The organism is Spirosoma sordidisoli (assembly GCF_004138325.1).
In the GTDB taxonomy this organism is placed as follows: domain Bacteria; phylum Bacteroidota; class Bacteroidia; order Cytophagales; family Spirosomataceae; genus Spirosoma; species Spirosoma sordidisoli.
Map to the genome: position 1 here is coordinate 1,198,532 of NZ_SBLB01000001.1, position 14,200 is coordinate 1,212,731.

Annotated in this window: 19 protein-coding genes; 12 read left to right on the plus strand and 7 right to left on the minus strand. The window is 55.7% G+C overall.

Annotation, left to right across the window (positions count from 1 at the left end):
• Positions 1-34 precede the first annotated feature (34 nt).
• On the plus strand, positions 35-502 hold the full coding sequence (locus EQG79_RS05215) for a hypothetical protein (RefSeq protein WP_077919602.1): 468 nt from the start codon (positions 35-37) through the stop codon (positions 500-502).
• A gap of 22 nt (positions 503-524) precedes the next feature.
• Positions 525-842 carry a DUF3817 domain-containing protein gene (locus EQG79_RS05220; protein WP_077919199.1) on the plus strand — a complete coding sequence of 106 codons (318 nt, stop codon included), beginning with the start codon at positions 525-527 and terminating at the stop codon, positions 840-842.
• 298 nt (positions 843-1,140) lie between these two features.
• On the opposite strand, the gene EQG79_RS05225 is transcribed toward EQG79_RS05220, so the two are convergent.
• Positions 1,141-1,443, minus strand: a complete 303-nt coding sequence (locus EQG79_RS05225; RefSeq protein WP_077919201.1) for a hypothetical protein — start codon at positions 1,441-1,443, stop codon at positions 1,141-1,143.
• Between the two features lie 207 nt (positions 1,444-1,650).
• On the opposite strand from EQG79_RS05225, the gene EQG79_RS05230 reads away from it, so the two are divergent.
• Positions 1,651-3,156, plus strand: coding sequence for a catalase (locus EQG79_RS05230; protein ID WP_129600406.1), 1,506 nt, complete (start codon positions 1,651-1,653; stop codon positions 3,154-3,156).
• A gap of 141 nt (positions 3,157-3,297) precedes the next feature.
• Positions 3,298-4,218: an NAD-dependent epimerase/dehydratase family protein gene (locus EQG79_RS05235; RefSeq protein ID WP_129600408.1), complete on the plus strand. Its 921-nt coding sequence runs from the start codon at positions 3,298-3,300 to the stop codon at positions 4,216-4,218.
• Here the strand turns inward: EQG79_RS05235 and EQG79_RS05240 are convergent, their stop codons facing one another.
• Positions 4,219-4,569, minus strand: coding sequence for a winged helix-turn-helix transcriptional regulator (locus tag EQG79_RS05240; protein WP_077919204.1), 351 nt, complete (start codon positions 4,567-4,569; stop codon positions 4,219-4,221).
• 109 nt (positions 4,570-4,678) lie between these two features.
• On the opposite strand from EQG79_RS05240, the gene EQG79_RS05245 reads away from it, so the two are divergent.
• The 3 genes from EQG79_RS05245 to EQG79_RS05255 all read left to right on the plus strand — a co-directional run bounded on the left by EQG79_RS05245 (position 4,679) and on the right by EQG79_RS05255 (position 6,940).
• A complete protein-coding gene (locus EQG79_RS05245; RefSeq protein ID WP_129600409.1) occupies positions 4,679-5,602 on the plus strand; it encodes an SDR family oxidoreductase in 924 nt (307 codons plus the stop codon).
• 131 nt (positions 5,603-5,733) lie between these two features.
• On the plus strand, positions 5,734-6,270 hold the full coding sequence (locus EQG79_RS05250) for a DUF4229 domain-containing protein (protein ID WP_129600411.1): 537 nt from the start codon (positions 5,734-5,736) through the stop codon (positions 6,268-6,270).
• 82 nt (positions 6,271-6,352) lie between these two features.
• A complete protein-coding gene (locus tag EQG79_RS05255; protein WP_077919207.1) occupies positions 6,353-6,940 on the plus strand; it encodes a Crp/Fnr family transcriptional regulator in 588 nt (195 codons plus the stop codon).
• A 27-nt stretch (positions 6,941-6,967) separates the two neighbouring features.
• Here the strand turns inward: EQG79_RS05255 and EQG79_RS05260 are convergent, their stop codons facing one another.
• Both EQG79_RS05260 and EQG79_RS05265 read right to left on the minus strand, forming a co-directional pair.
• Positions 6,968-7,627, minus strand: coding sequence for a hypothetical protein (locus EQG79_RS05260; protein WP_077919208.1), 660 nt, complete (start codon positions 7,625-7,627; stop codon positions 6,968-6,970).
• Positions 7,628-7,758: 131 nt separating this feature from the next.
• On the minus strand, positions 7,759-8,337 hold the full coding sequence (locus EQG79_RS05265; RefSeq protein WP_129600413.1) for a Crp/Fnr family transcriptional regulator: 579 nt from the start codon (positions 8,335-8,337) through the stop codon (positions 7,759-7,761).
• 191 nt (positions 8,338-8,528) lie between these two features.
• Between EQG79_RS05265 and EQG79_RS05270 the strand changes: the two genes are divergently transcribed.
• The 5 genes from EQG79_RS05270 (at position 8,529) to EQG79_RS05290 (ending at position 12,525) form a co-directional block, all read left to right on the plus strand.
• Complete coding sequence (locus tag EQG79_RS05270; protein WP_129600415.1) at positions 8,529-8,996, plus strand: hypothetical protein; 468 nt, start codon at positions 8,529-8,531, stop codon at positions 8,994-8,996.
• Between the two features lie 13 nt (positions 8,997-9,009).
• Entirely contained in the window at positions 9,010-9,726 is a 717-nt protein-coding gene (locus EQG79_RS05275; RefSeq protein ID WP_129600417.1) for a DUF4386 domain-containing protein, read from the plus strand.
• Between the two features lie 72 nt (positions 9,727-9,798).
• Positions 9,799-11,019, plus strand: coding sequence for a nucleoside permease (locus EQG79_RS05280; RefSeq protein WP_077919211.1), 1,221 nt, complete (start codon positions 9,799-9,801; stop codon positions 11,017-11,019).
• 95 nt (positions 11,020-11,114) lie between these two features.
• A complete protein-coding gene (locus EQG79_RS05285; RefSeq protein WP_129600419.1) occupies positions 11,115-11,879 on the plus strand; it encodes an exodeoxyribonuclease III in 765 nt (254 codons plus the stop codon).
• A gap of 67 nt (positions 11,880-11,946) precedes the next feature.
• Complete coding sequence (locus tag EQG79_RS05290; RefSeq protein ID WP_077919213.1) at positions 11,947-12,525, plus strand: pseudouridine synthase; 579 nt, start codon at positions 11,947-11,949, stop codon at positions 12,523-12,525.
• A gap of 20 nt (positions 12,526-12,545) precedes the next feature.
• Here the strand turns inward: EQG79_RS05290 and radC are convergent, their stop codons facing one another.
• From radC to EQG79_RS05305, 3 genes are all read right to left on the minus strand, one after another.
• On the minus strand, positions 12,546-13,241 hold the full coding sequence (gene radC, locus EQG79_RS05295) for a RadC family protein (protein WP_077919214.1): 696 nt from the start codon (positions 13,239-13,241) through the stop codon (positions 12,546-12,548).
• 151 nt (positions 13,242-13,392) lie between these two features.
• Positions 13,393-13,659 (minus strand): 30S ribosomal protein S20, encoded by a 267-nt coding sequence (gene rpsT, locus EQG79_RS05300; protein ID WP_077919215.1) that lies wholly within the window; start codon positions 13,657-13,659, stop codon positions 13,393-13,395.
• 104 nt (positions 13,660-13,763) lie between these two features.
• On the minus strand, positions 13,764-14,162 hold the full coding sequence (locus EQG79_RS05305; RefSeq protein ID WP_077919216.1) for a Dabb family protein: 399 nt from the start codon (positions 14,160-14,162) through the stop codon (positions 13,764-13,766).
• Positions 14,163-14,200 lie beyond the last annotated feature (38 nt).

Consider the following 14,200-nt stretch of genomic DNA (forward strand, 5'->3'; position numbering starts at 1 on the left):
CCGGACCTTTGCGGTAGATTATATCGGTTATTCTATGGTTTACCCAATCATTCTGTTTCTGCATAACGCCCTGCGGTGGCTGGTACTGGGCAGCCTGCTGGCGGCTTTGTTTAGTAGCTACTCGGGCTGGCTCAGCAGCCGTCCGTACCGCCCGCTCGACCGCGCCGTGAGCGTGCTGACGACCTCCCTCGCACACACCCAGCTGTTGGTTGGCTTATATTTGTACACCATTAGCCCGATTGTCAGCTATTACTGGACCTACAAACCCGGCTTCGGCGAATCGACCGAATTTCCGTTCTTTGGGCTGATTCACGGCAGCCTGATGTTTATAGCGATCGTTGTGATGACCGTTGGGGCCAGTAAAGCCAAGCGGCAGACCGATCACCGGCAGCGCTTTCGAACCACAGCCGTTTATTTCACCATCGGCCTGTTGCTGATCGGCCTGTCGATACCCTGGCCATTTTCACCCCTGGCCAGCCGCCCCTGGATACGGGGTCTTTAACCAGTCTTTATCAACCACGACAATGGCAGCTACTTTTTTCAACTCCCCCAAAATACGGCTACGGGTTATCGGTTTTGCCGAGGGGCTTTCTTACCTCATTCTATTGTTCATTGCGGTGCCGCTCAAGCGCATCGGCGGTCATCCGGAAGCCGTTGAACTGGTTGGCCCCATTCACGGGCTCCTGTTTGTCCTGTACGTGCTGACGGTCATACAGGCGAAGACCGAGTATCGCTGGCCGCTGGGCAAAACAGGGCTGGCCCTACTGGCTTCGGTCCTGCCCGGCGGAACCTTCTGGGCCGATTACAAACTGTTCAGGCAACTGCGCGAGCCGTCAGAATAAGTATGCCCGTACTTATCTTCCAAACAGACATGGTCGGTACGGGCTGCGTACAAACTGTGGGGGCTGCCCTGAATGCTGTCAACGTCATCACTCGCTGGACGGTAGATCTGGAAGACTGTGATCGGGTTCTACGAATTGAGACGGCTGCTGGATCTGCTCTGGAGGCAGCAACGGTTATCGAGCTGATGAAAGGCCTAGGTTTCAGCTGCAGCGAGTTACCCTAGCTTTGTAAAAAAACGGTCCCTCCTCATGCATCGTATGGCATGAGGAGGGACCGTTTATATCAGCTTATCGTAGCTTACTTCACGGCGTCGATAGCGGCAGCGGCTTCGGCGGCTTCGATGGCAGCGCGGTTTTTGTCGCCGTACTCATCTCGTTGCTCCTCGAAATAAGCGAAGATCTGCGTGATGGCTTCTACGTTTTCGGCTATTTTGGCGTGCATATCGCCCAGATCGGTTTCCAGACGTTTATCGTTCAGGCCGTTCATGTTATCAACTTCGATCTGACTGATCTTCGTAATCAGTGCGGTCTGGCTATTTTGAAGATCCTCAAGCTCACGAACTACTTTGTTCATCAGTTCGAATTTCTGTAGCTTATCCATAGGAATCAGTTATTTTGTTGAGTAATACTTACCTAACAGGATGCCGACAAAATGGTTTTAGATTCTGGCTTATTACGCATCAATCTACTCTATATGATCATAAAGCAAATCAATTTGACCTATGACAGAGCCTGCTCTACCTTGTTACTCGTCAACTAGCTTTTTTCTCACCACTCACGTATCAACCGCATCATCAGGCGTACTCGTATGGACAACCAGCCCCAAAAGTTAACTACCGCTTCAGGACGGCCCTATGCCGAAAACGAAAACAGCCAGAGCGCCGGCGCACGCGGGCCTTTGCTGCTCCAGGACTATATCCTGCACGAAAAAATGGCGCATTTCAACCGGGAGCGGATTCCGGAGCGGGTTGTACACGCCAAAGGGTCGGGCGCTTACGGTACGTTTACGGTAACGAACGACATCACCCAGTACACCCGGGCCAGACTGTTCAATCAGGTCGGCAAGGAGACCCGGGTATTCATGCGGTTTTCGACCGTTGGTGGCGAAAAAGGATCGGCCGATACCGAGCGCGACCCACGCGGCTTCGCGGTTAAGTTCTACACCGAGGAGGGCAACTGGGATCTGGTGGGTAACAACACGCCCGTCTTCTTCGTCAAAGACCCCAAGAAATTCGGCGACTTCATTCATACCCAGAAGCGCGATCCGTACACAAACCTGAAATCGCCCACCATGATGTGGGATTACTGGAGCCTGAACCCCGAAAGCCTGCATCAGGTACTGATTCTGATGTCGGACCGGGGTACGCCGGTTGGATACCGGTTCATGAACGGCTACGGCTCGCATACGTTCTCGCTCATCAACGCCAAAGGCGAGCGCTTCTGGGTCAAATTTCATTTCAAATCCATGCAGGGCATCCGCAATTTCTCGGGGCCGGAAGCCGACGCGATGAAGGCCCGGGATCTTGATTTCGCCCAGCGCGACCTGCTCGAAGCCATTGACAACGGGCATTATCCGAAATGGGCGCTGAAGGTACAGATCATGCCCGAAGCCGACGCCAAAACTTACAAGTGGAATCCCTTCGATCTCACGAAAGTCTGGCCGCATAAGGATTACCCGCTCATCGACGTTGGCGTGCTGGAGCTGAATCAGAATCCTGACAACTACTTTGCGGAGGTCGAACAGTCGGCCTTTGCCCCGGCCCACGTGGTAGACGGTATCGGCTATTCGCCCGATAAGATGCTTCAGGGTCGATTACTGTCTTATCCGGATGCACACCGCTACCGGCTGGGCGGTAATTACGAGCAGATTCCGGTGAACCGCTGCCCCTACGCCGTTCATAACTACCAGCGCGACGGACAAATGCGGGTAGATGGCAACGGCGGCCGCACCCCCAACTACTTCCCCAACTCGTTCGATACCATTGTGGCCGACGCGTCGTACAAAGAACCCGCCCAGACGCTCGACAGCCTGGTAGCCGACTGGTACGACCGGAATGCACCCGGCGACAATGACCACTACACCCAGCCTGGGATCCTGTTCCGGGAGGTTATGACGCCCGAGCAGCAGATGGCCACGGTTCAGAACATTGTGACGGCCATGCGCGGCATTTCGGGCCCGAAAAAAGAGCAGATCGTTTTCCGGCAATTGTGCCACTTCTTCCGGGCCGACATGAGCCTGGGCATGGCCATAGCGCGGGGGCTGAACGTAAACGTCGATCAGTTTATGCCAACCGCCCAGAGCGCACACGCTTAGTGAATTGACGGCTACCCCCAAAGAGACCTCTCTGCGTTCTTTTTGGGGGTATTTTTTTGCGCCGAAGTTAACCCGGGTCAATGCGTAGTTGCCTGCCCGTGAGCACCTTTGCAGTATCTCAATTTAACGCACAAACACACGATGCAAACGATACTCGGTGCGGGCGGCACCATTGCCAAAGACCTGGCCAGCGCTCTGACAAGCTATACCGATCAGATTCGGCTGGTCAGCCGGAACCCGAAGGCGGTTAACCCGACCGATGAACTGGTTTCGGCCGACCTGACCGATGCCGGCGCCGTACGTCGCGCCGTGGCCGGATCGGAAGTCGTCTATCTGACGGTTGGGTACGACTATTCCGTAAAAATCTGGCAGGAGAGATGGCCTGTTACCATGCGCAACGTCATCGAGGCCTGTCAGGAGCACGGCGCTAAACTGGTCTTCTTCGACAACATCTATATGTACGACCGGGATCACCTCGACCCCATGACCGAAGAAACCCCGATCCGGCCTACCAGCCGGAAAGGAGAAGTCAGAGCGCAGATTGCCGGTATGCTGATGGAGGCCGTACGAGCCGGTACCCTGACGGCCCTGATTGCCCGATCGGCCGATTTTTACGGACCCGGTAATGACAAGAGCGTACTGGTCGAAACGGTTTACAAAAACCTGAAGCAGGGCAAAGCAGCCAACTGGCTGGCCGGCCTGGACTACGTACATAACTTCACCTACACCCCCGACGCGGGCCGGGCTACAGCTTTGCTGGGCAATACGCCCGATGCCTACGGGCAGGTCTGGCACCTGCCCACCCACCCGCAACGGCTGACAGGCCGGCAATGGATCGAGCTGTTTGCCAGGGAGATGCACGTAACACCCAAAGCCAGTGCCTTACCCGTTTGGGCCCTGCTGCCCCTGGGCTGGTTTGTACCGCTCATGAAGGAGCTACGCGAAATGGTTTACCAGTACGACCGGCACTACGCGTTCGACAGCAGCAAGTTCACCAGGCGATTCGGCATCGAAGCCACCTCCCCGATTGAAGGGGTGCGGGAAACGGTGCGCGGCAACTGATCAGCGGGCAACAGCGGGTTGCATGATGCGTCGGCGGTGGTTCCTGCCCCAGTCGCCCAGCGCCGTCAGTACGGTATCTAACGAGCGACCATAGTCCGTCAGCCGGTAATCGACCGAGACAGGCATGGTGGGGTAAACCCGCCGTTCAACCAGCTCGTTCTGCTCCAGCTCTTTCAGTTCTTTCGATAACATACGGGGCGTAATGCCGCCAATAGCCCGCTCGATCTCGCTGAAGCGCATGGGACTTTCGCTGTGGAGCAAACTCATGATCAGCAACTTCCACTTACCGCCCAGTAATTCGAGCGTGTCGGCCATGGATCGCAGATGGTTCGTGCAATAGGTCTGTTTCATGCTGAGTATGAATTACTATGCTATAGTATAGTACTATACAAAAGTATAGCCATATAAAATGTATAGCAAACCGGTTGAGCTTTGCGACAGCATCTAACAAAAGGCTGTCATGAACACAACCAACCCATTAAACGTACTCGTCTACGGAGCTACCGGATCGCAGGCCGGTGCGGTACCTACCTTCCTGCTGGCGGCTGGTCACCAACCCTACGTTCTTACCCGCACTGCCGACAAAGCGGCTCACCACGCCCGAGCGGGCGCTATCGTGCTGGAAGGCGACATGGCCGACGGCAACCGGCTGCGTGAGATCAGCGACGGTATGGATGCCGTATCGCTCCTGATTCCATTCTTCGCCAACCCGGCCGAAGTTGCCAATTACGGCCGTCAGGCTATCGATGCCGCCAAGGCCGCGGGGGTCAAGCTTCTCGTCTGGAACACCAGCGGAGCAATTCTTCCCGTTCGGACGGGGAACCCATCCATCGACGTCCGGATCGATATGCAGCAGTATTTACAGGAGAGCGGGCTGCCCCATATTATCATTCAGCCGAGTGTATACCTCGAAAACCTGCTCGGCCCCTGGACGGCACCGTTCGTTGCCAACAAAAACCAGGTTGCCTATCCGGTGCCTGCTGATATGCCTGTTAGCTGGATTGCGTCCGACGATGTCAGTGCCCTGGTGGCAGCGGCTCTCGAACGCCCCCAGCTGGCAGGGTCGAACTGGCCCGTTAGCGGGTTGGCCAACCCGGACGGACCGGCGCTGGCCCGGGCCTTTTCGGAAGGACTCGGTCGCCCAATAACGTATTACGCCATGCCACCTCGTGATTTTGGCGGTATTCTGGATCAGGCCTTTGGGCCGGGGGCTGGCGCTGCGGCTGCCAGTGAATATCAGCGGATGTGGGACTTCCCGGAGCAGCGCCCTTCTTTTCGGGCCGATATGCAGCCGGTGCTGGCCGAACTGCCCGTTCAGATGACGAGTATCAGCCAGTGGGTTACGGCCCGCAAGGCGCTTTTCTCGGCCCCGGTAACCGCCTGATTAACAGACCACGCCTTTCGCTCAATCCTATCGGGCACGAGCTTGCTGCCGGTTTATATTTGACAGGTGGGGCGGGTCAGGATTCAAACGCCTGCCTGCCCCACCTGTCAACCCTAAGCCCTTCAAAGCGAATGCACTACAAAACTGTGTACGACATCTCGGTGGAGCCTTATGACGGCTGGATCTGGTTCATTTTGGCCGGTATTTTTGCGATTCTGGTGCTGTACAGCTTCGGTATTCTGACCACGGTTAAGCCCGGATTATACCCACAGCGGCACTGGGTTGTGGGGTTTGCCCTGGTTATTGCCGGGATAGCGGCCTTGTCATACTGGGACTTTCACCGGCTGCGCGACCGGCTCCTGGCTGACGACTGTCAGCATCTCGACGGGATCATTCAGGGGCATTGGGAGAAGAAATGGGTGGCGCGGGATGCCAGCGGGAAACCCGACCGAAAACACTACGAGGGCTTTACGGTCAACGGCGTTTCGTTCGGTTATTACATCAAAGAAGCGGAACATGCCGGGTTTCAGAACGGTGGCCCCACCCAGATTCCACTGCCCGATGGTATGCCCGCCCGGGTGTGGTACATCACCGACAAACATATCGACGACGGATATCTCGAAAACAGGATTCTGAAACTACAGCTAGGCGAATTCCCGAAAAATTGATAACTAGATGACTGGTGCTGCCCGGGAGCCAGTAGATCAACTGATGGCGGCCTAACTCAGAACCCTGGTTAATCGATCCATCATGACAAGCAGCAGTCCTCTGGTATCAAAAATCAGCCAGATCATAGCGCTATCGGCTTCTGAACAGGAGCTGATCGACACGCTCTTCCGCCCGCAATCGCTGCATCCGGGCGATTTTTGGCTGCAGGAGGGGCAGGTTTGCCGCTATGTGGCCTATATCGAAGAGGGTCTGCTGCGGTATACGGTCAACCACGATGGCGACGAACTTACGTACTCGTTCGGCAAAGAGACCGATTTTGCCAGTAGCTACGAGAGTTTTCTGACCCAGTCAGCAGCCAACTGCGCCATTCAGGCCATCGAACCAACGCTGCTCCGCTGCATCACGCATGAAGACCTTCAGCGGTTTTATCGGGAGGTAAACGAAGGCGAACGGTTTGGGCGGCTCATCATCGAGCAGATCTTTCTGCAAACGGTGCATCAGCTCACCGGTCTGTACACCAACACCCCCGAAGACCGGTATCTGAACTTTACGCGACACTTCCACGATATTCAGCAGCGGATTCCACAGTATTACCTGGCCTCCTACGTGGGCGTAAAACCCCAGTCGCTCAGCCGCATCCGGCGCCGGCTAGCCCGGACAGGCCGATGATACAACGGGGTTACGCCGAAGGGCGGTTCAGAAACCTATGCCAACATTCAGGCTGACGTGGCTGTTTCTGAAGGACTGATTCTCCCCGACCCCCGTTACGTCGCCCCGTCGGTTTGAGGTTTCGAAATCGAAGTCAATGTTAAGGGCCGACCGTTTTTTGAGAATCGGAACAGAATAGCCCAGTCCGACCAGCAGGGTAGTACCGATGGCAAACTGATGCTCGTAGGTTTGGGTTGCGTTATACTTTGTTTTCTCCGTCATCTGGCCAATTCCGAAGCTGCTCTTTAGCGCCAGGCCCTGGTTGAAGCGTTTGCTGAACAGGTAGTATTTGGCGCCGATACCGGTATGATAGTAGTTGAAGAGGTATGTTTCGCTGTTACCGCCGTTGTTGGGTGTAGCAAAAAAACCTTTGATCCCTGCCCCTACGCCGAGGCCCTTCCACTGGGCCGGGGCAACATAAAACCAGCTTGTGAGCGTGTTTCCCTGGTTTCGGCCAAAGCCACGCCCGTCGTTGATCGTTTCTTTTTCGGCGAGCTGGCCCGAGAAAAAAGTGTTGCCGTACCCAATGCTGATAGTCGCGTAGATGGGTAGCTTGGCGGGTGCAGGCTCCGTCTGCTGCGCCCGGAGGGCAGTAGTTGCCAGGAGGAAAGAGACGGACCCGAGGAAGGTAATCTGAACGGTTTTCATACGTGCTTTTAACGGCTTTGTGATCGGTTGACTTACGATACAAAGGTGCTGCCTGATCGGGGCGTTGTGCCTTGACTTCGGTTAGCTTCGCCAGCGACGTATCTTGACCTGGGTTAAGAAATAGACCTATTCTACCGGTTATCGGCCAGTCGTTTCCGAATGCGCGACAGACTTTCGGGTTTGATACCGAGGTACGACGCAATATGGTGCAATGGAATCCGCTCCATCACCTTGGGCCGTTCGGCAATGAGCTTGAGGTAGCGCTCTTCGGGCGTATCGAACAGTAACGAGGCTGTCCGGCGCTGAGAACCGATCACTATATTCTCGGCCAGCAATCGCCCGAACCGCTCGAAGACAGGCCGTTCGGCATACAGCGCCTGCAGATCGGTTCGTTTAATGACCAGCAGTTCCGTGTCTTCGAGCGCATCGATGTACTGCACGGCTGGCTGCCCGGTCAGGAAACTCTGGTAATCACCAACCCAGGCCCCTTCGAAGAAAAACTGCCCGTTGTACTCGTCCCCGTCTTTCAGGTAATAGTAGCGCAGACAGCCCTGGTTGATGAAAGCGATATGTGAACAAACCTCCCCGCCCCGCAGCAACGATTCATGTTTGGCCAGTCGGCGCGGAGTGAGCAACGTAGCGAAGTACATGAACTCGTCGCGGGTAACAGGCAACAGCCGGTCCAGACTGATTTTCAGGCGGTCAAACATAGGGGTAAGCTACAACCTTTAGCGGAAAAATCCGCTTTCGAAATGTGCTCCGGGGCTGATGACGGCACCCAATCACTCGCCAGCCTCGCCGGGCAACCGAACGTAATTAACTCAGGTGCACGAAACAGGCCGGCCAGACCAGGATGTTTGCATTCGTTATCAACGTCGATAACCTTTTCCATCGTCCTGTCATGACGCGTTTATTCTGGTTTTCCTGGCTCGTCGGCCTCCTGTTGACATCACCTGGCTTACTGGCCCAGCATCGCTTTCCCAAGCATGAGTTAAGTATCAATGGATTCCGGGCTCCATCGATCGGGCTGGAATACCGCCACCGGGCTTTCTCGGTCCATGGCGGCTATTACCTGACCAACCTGAGCCCAAACCTTACGACCCGCTTCGTAAAAGCAGGGGTAACGGGCTGGTTTTTGCCGGTTGGCCGGCAGCCCAATCCGTCCTCCTTCTATGCGTCGGTATCGTACCTGCGTGGTCTCAACCGCGATTACGAAGCCAGAAACGCAGCCTCGGCCGAACTCGGTTTCCGATGGATGGTCTGGCGCGGCCTGAATCTGCGGATCGGCGCCATTGCGCTGGCGTCAGCAGGCCAGACCGTAAAAATTAACCCAACGCCGGGTATCAGCTACTCATTCGTTCTCCGATAATCGATCTACCCTCATGAACACATCTGAGAAAACATGGCTGGCCCGGGCCGGTCAGCTGCTCATAGCCGGGGGTCTGCTGCTCCTGATCCCGTACGCGATATTGACCAGTACGTTCGACTATCCGGACAGTTTACGGGCGGAGCCGGGCGCCGTGCTGAGCCGGTTCCATGCGGGCGGGGCCAGCCTGATCTGGACCTGGCTGGCGTTCGCACTGGTCGGTCTGCCGCTCATTCCGGCGTATGTACTGCTGGGCCAGTGGGTCGATAAACGGGAGCCGACGGTACGCTGGGCTACCACCGTCGGGCTCATTGGACTGGTTGTCCAGCTGATAGGCCTGCTGCGCTGGGTGTTTGTGGTACCGGTGCTGGCCCGCATCTTCGTAACGACCGATCGGGAAGCGGTTCGGGAGGCCGCCCGCCTGGCCTTCATCACCATCCATCAGTACGGTGGCGTGCTGCTGGGCGAGCATATGGGCCAGCTCTTTACCATTGTCTGGACGGTAGCACTCGCGGGGGCACTCGGCCGGGCCGGGCTTCTGAACCGGGGCTGGGTGTGGCTGGGTTATGTGGCTTCGGCCATCTATCTGCTGGCCCAGGCCGAGCTGCTGGCCACGGTACTACCCACCTTCCCGGTCTGGAATCCGGCTGGTTTTCTGGGCAGTACGCTCTGGCTGATCTGGCTCATCGGACTGGGTCTGCGGTGCTGGCAGGTTGGCCGGGTTGAGAAATAAAAGGCCGGGGTTATGATAGAAAAAGGGGGTTGGCTATCTTCATACGGTAAAACCTAACTTCTGCAAGCCCTCATGCTTACCACAACACGCGTTAAACTGTCTGCTATGATGTTTCTCCAGTTCTTTGTCTGGGGAGCCTGGTACGGACAAATGAGCAAATACCTGCTCACGCAACTAAATGCCACCGGCGATCAGGTCGGCAACGCCTACGCGGCTTTTTCGCTCGCCATGATCATTGCGCCCTTCTTCGTGGGGATGATTGCCGACCGCTATTTTGCCGCGCAGAAAGTGCTGGGCATCCTGAATCTGCTCGGAGCAGTCGTGCTCTACCTGATTACGCAGAATACCGACCCGGGCAATTTCTTCTACCTGATTCTGGCCTACTGCATCACCTTCGCGCCGACGCTCGCCCTGACCACGTCTATTGCCATGCAGCAGATGACGAGCCCCGAGAAGGAGTTTCCGGGTATCCGGGTGCTCGGTACGGTGGCCTGGATCGTGGTTACCAACATTGTTGGTTTTTACGGGTTCGGCGATCAGGTCACGATCTTCCAGCTATCGATGTACTCGGCGGTAGCCCTGGGTATCTTCTCGTTCTTCCTGCCCGATACGCCCCCCAAAGCCACAGCCTCAACGTCGGTTAGTCAGATTCTGGGGCTCGATGCCTTCAAACTGTTCAAAGACCGGTCGTTCGCTATTTTCTTTTTATCGTCGGTGCTGATCTGTATTCCGCTGTCGTTCTACTACGCCATGGCCAACCCTTCACTGACCGACGGCGGCATGCAGAACGTTGAGAACAAAATGTCGCTGGGCCAGGCGTCGGAGGTTATCTTCATGCTGCTGATCCCGGTGGCGTATAGCCGACTGGGCGTTAAGAAGATGCTGATCGTTGGGCTCATCGCCTGGATTGTGCGGTTCATCTGCTTTGGCTACGGCGACGTGTCGTCGGAGTGGCTACTCTTTATTGCCATCCTGCTGCACGGCGTCTGCTACGACTTCTTCTTTGTAACAGGTCAGATCTACACCGACAACAAGGCCGGCGACAAAATCAAGTCCTCGGCGCAGGGGCTGATTACCTTAGCCACGTATGGCCTGGGTATGGGTATCGGCTCCAAACTGTCGGGTATCGTACTCGACATGTATACCCGCCCCGATGGCACCAAAGACTGGCTGTCGGTCTGGCTCGTACCAGCCGGTATTGCCGCTGCCGTACTGATCATTTTCGTGCTGCTATTCACCGACAACAAGAAATCGGTCCCCACCGAAGGGGAACTGGTAACAGGGCCTTTATAACGGAAGAACCGAAAAAAGCCGCCGAACACCAACGGGCATAAGGTCATGCCTCCCGGTGTTCGGCTTTCTTTGTCTGTCCTCTTCTCTTTTCGTTCATGCAACTCATTTCCTACAATATCAACGGCATTCGGGCGGCCATGCGCAATGGGCTGACCGACTGGCTGAGCCGTAACGAATTCGATATCCTTTGTTTTCAGGAAGTCAAAGCCACTACCGATGTGGTAGACCTGGCACCGTTTGAACAGTTGGGCTACCAGTATCACTGGCACGCGGCCGAGAAAAAAGGTTATTCGGGCGTGGCTACGTTCTCCCGCATGGCTCCTACCAATGTGATCATGGGTTGCGGCCTGGCCGTATATGATTGCGAAGGCCGCATTTTGCGCACCGATTTTGGCGACTTGACCCTGCTGAACTGCTACTTCCCCTCGGGCACGACGGGCGAGGTTCGGCAGGCGGTGAAGATGGAGTTTCTCCGCGATTTCTTCGAGTACGTCCAAACGCTGCGGCAAACCCGGCCCAACCTGATCGTAGTCGGCGATTACAACATTGCCCATACTGCCCAGGACATTCATGACCCCGTTCGCAACAAAAACACCACCGGATTTCTGCCCGAAGAACGCGCCTGGATGGATCAGTGGTTTGGCTCCGGCATGATAGACGCCTTTCGGCATACCCACCCCAACGATGTAGCCTACAGCTGGTGGAGTTACCGCGCCGGCGCCCGCACCAGTAACAAGGGCTGGCGTATCGACTATGCCTCCGTCAGCGACCCGCTGCGCCCCCGCATCGTCGACTGCCGGATGCTTCCCGACGCCGTCCACGCTGACCACTGCCCCGTTTGGTTGTCATTACAGGATTGAGGAGTCGGGTGGGGAGCAACGCGCATCGTCACCCGTTTTCCATCCCGTTGAATTGCCCTGTTTTTTCATGTACTATCTGATCTACAAGCCCTACCTGATGCTCTCGCAGTTTTCGCGGGAGGGCGACAAACCCACGCTAGCCGATCTGGCGTACGACTTTCCGGGCGATGTTTACCCCGTTGGGCGGCTCGATGCCGATAGCGAAGGGCTGCTCCTCCTGACGAGCGACAAGCAACTCAACCATCGGCTGCTGAACCCCAGATTCAGGCACAACCGAACGTACTACGTGCAGGTAGATGGTGCGCTGACCGCCGAAGCCTGCCAGCAGTTATCGGCGGGGGTTACGATTTCGGTCGATGGTAAACCCTATGCGACCCTGCCCGCGCTGGCAAAACCGATGGCGGCTCCGCCCCTGCCCGACCGCGACCCACCCATCCGCTACAGAGCCGCCATACCAACCTCATGGCTATCGATCAGTCTGCACGAAGGCAAGAACCGGCAGGTACGCCGAATGACGGCTGCCGTAGGGTTTCCTACACTCCGGCTCGTGCGCTGGGCCATCGAATCACTCACGGCCGAGGGTATGATGCCCGGCGACGTTCGTCCACTGAGCCGGGGCGAGATCCTGCAGGGGCTGAAGCTGTAACCCGAGCCATCCGCCGAAACTCACAATATACCCTCGTCGGCAAAGCTGTAATACGCCTTATCGGTAAAGATCAGATGGTCCAGCACCGGAATATCGAGCAGGCGACCCGCGTCTTTCAGTTTACGGGTCAGGTCTTTATCGGCCTGCGACGGGGTCAGGTTGCCGGAGGGGTGGTTATGAAACAGAATCATCGACGAGGCCAGATACTCGATTGCCTGCTTGAAGATAATTTTGGGATCGGCCACCGTACCCGATACGCCCCCCGCGCTGATCAGTACCGGCCGCAGCACCTCGTTGGCACGGTTCATCAGCAAAATCCAGAATTCTTCGTGGGGCTTATCGATCAGGTGCGGAATCATCTCATTATACGCATCGCGCGAACAGGTGATTCGGGCGCGTTGCGGACGGTCCTGCTCTTTGCGCCGACGCCCCAGTTCAAGGGCAGCCACGATAGCGATGGCCCGCGCTTCGCCAATACCCCGAAATTTAGACAGGTCTTTGATGCTCAGCCGGGCCAGGTCGTTCAGGTTGTTACCTACGCTCTTCAGGATGATTTTGGCGATATCGACCGCGGTCAGGTCTACCGTACCGGCGTTGATCAGGATAGCGATCAGCTCGGCATCGGACAGGGCGGCTTTTCCCTTGAGCATCAACTTTTCGCGGGGACGGTCTTCTTCGGCCCAGCTTTGGATTTTTCCGGAGGTTTCGTAGGTCACGGCAGCAGTGAATCGGTCAGGAACTAAACACGAACTAACAAAATAGACACCATAAACCTCGCTATTCTACCGCATTTCCGGCCAGTTAGGGCATAAAAAAACCTCACCCCGAAAAAGGTAAGGTTCTGATATGTCTCTGAATGACTGGCAACTAGGCAGCAGCAGGCTTCAGACCGTTTACCAACCGAGCCAGTTTCGACTTGTTGTTAGACGCTTTGTTCTTGTGGATGATGTTGCGCTTTGCCAGTTTGTCCAGTGCCGACGATACGGTTTTGAACAACTCAACGGCCATAGCATGGTCGGTGGTGGTACGCAGTTTTTTCACCAGGTTCCGGGTCGTGACGTGCTGGTAGCGGTTCAACAGCCGCTTTTTGGCGCTCGACCGGATTGCTTTTTTTGCTGACTTATGGTTTGCCATCGGTATGTACTGTAAAGATCGTTTCGCGATATGAGGGCGCAAAAATAAGAAAATCAGTCAGCACATCCAAGTGTACTGACTGATTTTCTGTGATAAACCAACGCTTACGGCCGAATATCGGCGTTGACGATCAGCGTTTTTTCCCAAACGCCCTGGTTCTGCGTTACAAACTGTTTGTAAGCCGGGCTGCTTTCAAAAATTTTAATGTCGGCCTCGCTCTGAAACGTCAGATAATGCACCACGTCATAGTCGGCAACGGCTCCGTTTGGCAAAATTGTCTTGCCAGAGGTGTAACCAACGATGTTTGGAATTTCATGCTTTAGGGCGGCAAAACCGTTCATATGCTGTTCAACAGCTTGCGATTCAACCCCTTTTTTGAATTTCACACACACAATTTGCTGTTTCTGGGCTTTGCGCGCAGGTGAGTATGCACCATAGATTGTCAAAGCGAAAGCACACATCAGCACAACGATAAGGGCGTAACCCCGTGATTTTGGATTCATGACTATTGGTCTTTTTCTATTTTGCCAAATTTTGTTTC

Bases quoted from the DNA above. Each gene is read 5' to 3' on its own strand.
- EQG79_RS05230 (WP_129600406.1), top strand. From the start codon at position 1,651: ATGGACAACCAGCCCCAAAAGTTAACTACCGCTTCAGGACGGCCCTAT.
- EQG79_RS05275 (WP_129600417.1), top strand. From the start codon at position 9,010: ATGAACACATCTGAGAAAACATGGCTGGCCCGGGCCGGTCAGCTGCTC.
- EQG79_RS05250 (WP_129600411.1), top strand. From the start codon at position 5,734: ATGCACTACAAAACTGTGTACGACATCTCGGTGGAGCCTTATGACGGC.
- EQG79_RS05290 (WP_077919213.1), top strand. From the start codon at position 11,947: ATGTACTATCTGATCTACAAGCCCTACCTGATGCTCTCGCAGTTTTCG.
- EQG79_RS05240 (WP_077919204.1), bottom strand. From the start codon at position 4,569: ATGAAACAGACCTATTGCACGAACCATCTGCGATCCATGGCCGACACG.
- EQG79_RS05305 (WP_077919216.1), bottom strand. From the start codon at position 14,162: ATGAATCCAAAATCACGGGGTTACGCCCTTATCGTTGTGCTGATGTGT.
- EQG79_RS05255 (WP_077919207.1), top strand. From the start codon at position 6,353: ATGACAAGCAGCAGTCCTCTGGTATCAAAAATCAGCCAGATCATAGCG.
- EQG79_RS05235 (WP_129600408.1), top strand. From the start codon at position 3,298: ATGCAAACGATACTCGGTGCGGGCGGCACCATTGCCAAAGACCTGGCC.
- EQG79_RS05260 (WP_077919208.1), bottom strand. From the start codon at position 7,627: ATGAAAACCGTTCAGATTACCTTCCTCGGGTCCGTCTCTTTCCTCCTG.
- EQG79_RS05285 (WP_129600419.1), top strand. From the start codon at position 11,115: ATGCAACTCATTTCCTACAATATCAACGGCATTCGGGCGGCCATGCGC.
- rpsT (WP_077919215.1), bottom strand. From the start codon at position 13,659: ATGGCAAACCATAAGTCAGCAAAAAAAGCAATCCGGTCGAGCGCCAAA.
- EQG79_RS05215 (WP_077919602.1), top strand. From the start codon at position 35: ATGGTTTACCCAATCATTCTGTTTCTGCATAACGCCCTGCGGTGGCTG.
- EQG79_RS05270 (WP_129600415.1), top strand. From the start codon at position 8,529: ATGACGCGTTTATTCTGGTTTTCCTGGCTCGTCGGCCTCCTGTTGACA.
- EQG79_RS05225 (WP_077919201.1), bottom strand. From the start codon at position 1,443: ATGGATAAGCTACAGAAATTCGAACTGATGAACAAAGTAGTTCGTGAG.
- EQG79_RS05265 (WP_129600413.1), bottom strand. From the start codon at position 8,337: ATGTTTGACCGCCTGAAAATCAGTCTGGACCGGCTGTTGCCTGTTACC.
- EQG79_RS05280 (WP_077919211.1), top strand. From the start codon at position 9,799: ATGCTTACCACAACACGCGTTAAACTGTCTGCTATGATGTTTCTCCAG.
- EQG79_RS05245 (WP_129600409.1), top strand. From the start codon at position 4,679: ATGAACACAACCAACCCATTAAACGTACTCGTCTACGGAGCTACCGGA.
- EQG79_RS05220 (WP_077919199.1), top strand. From the start codon at position 525: ATGGCAGCTACTTTTTTCAACTCCCCCAAAATACGGCTACGGGTTATC.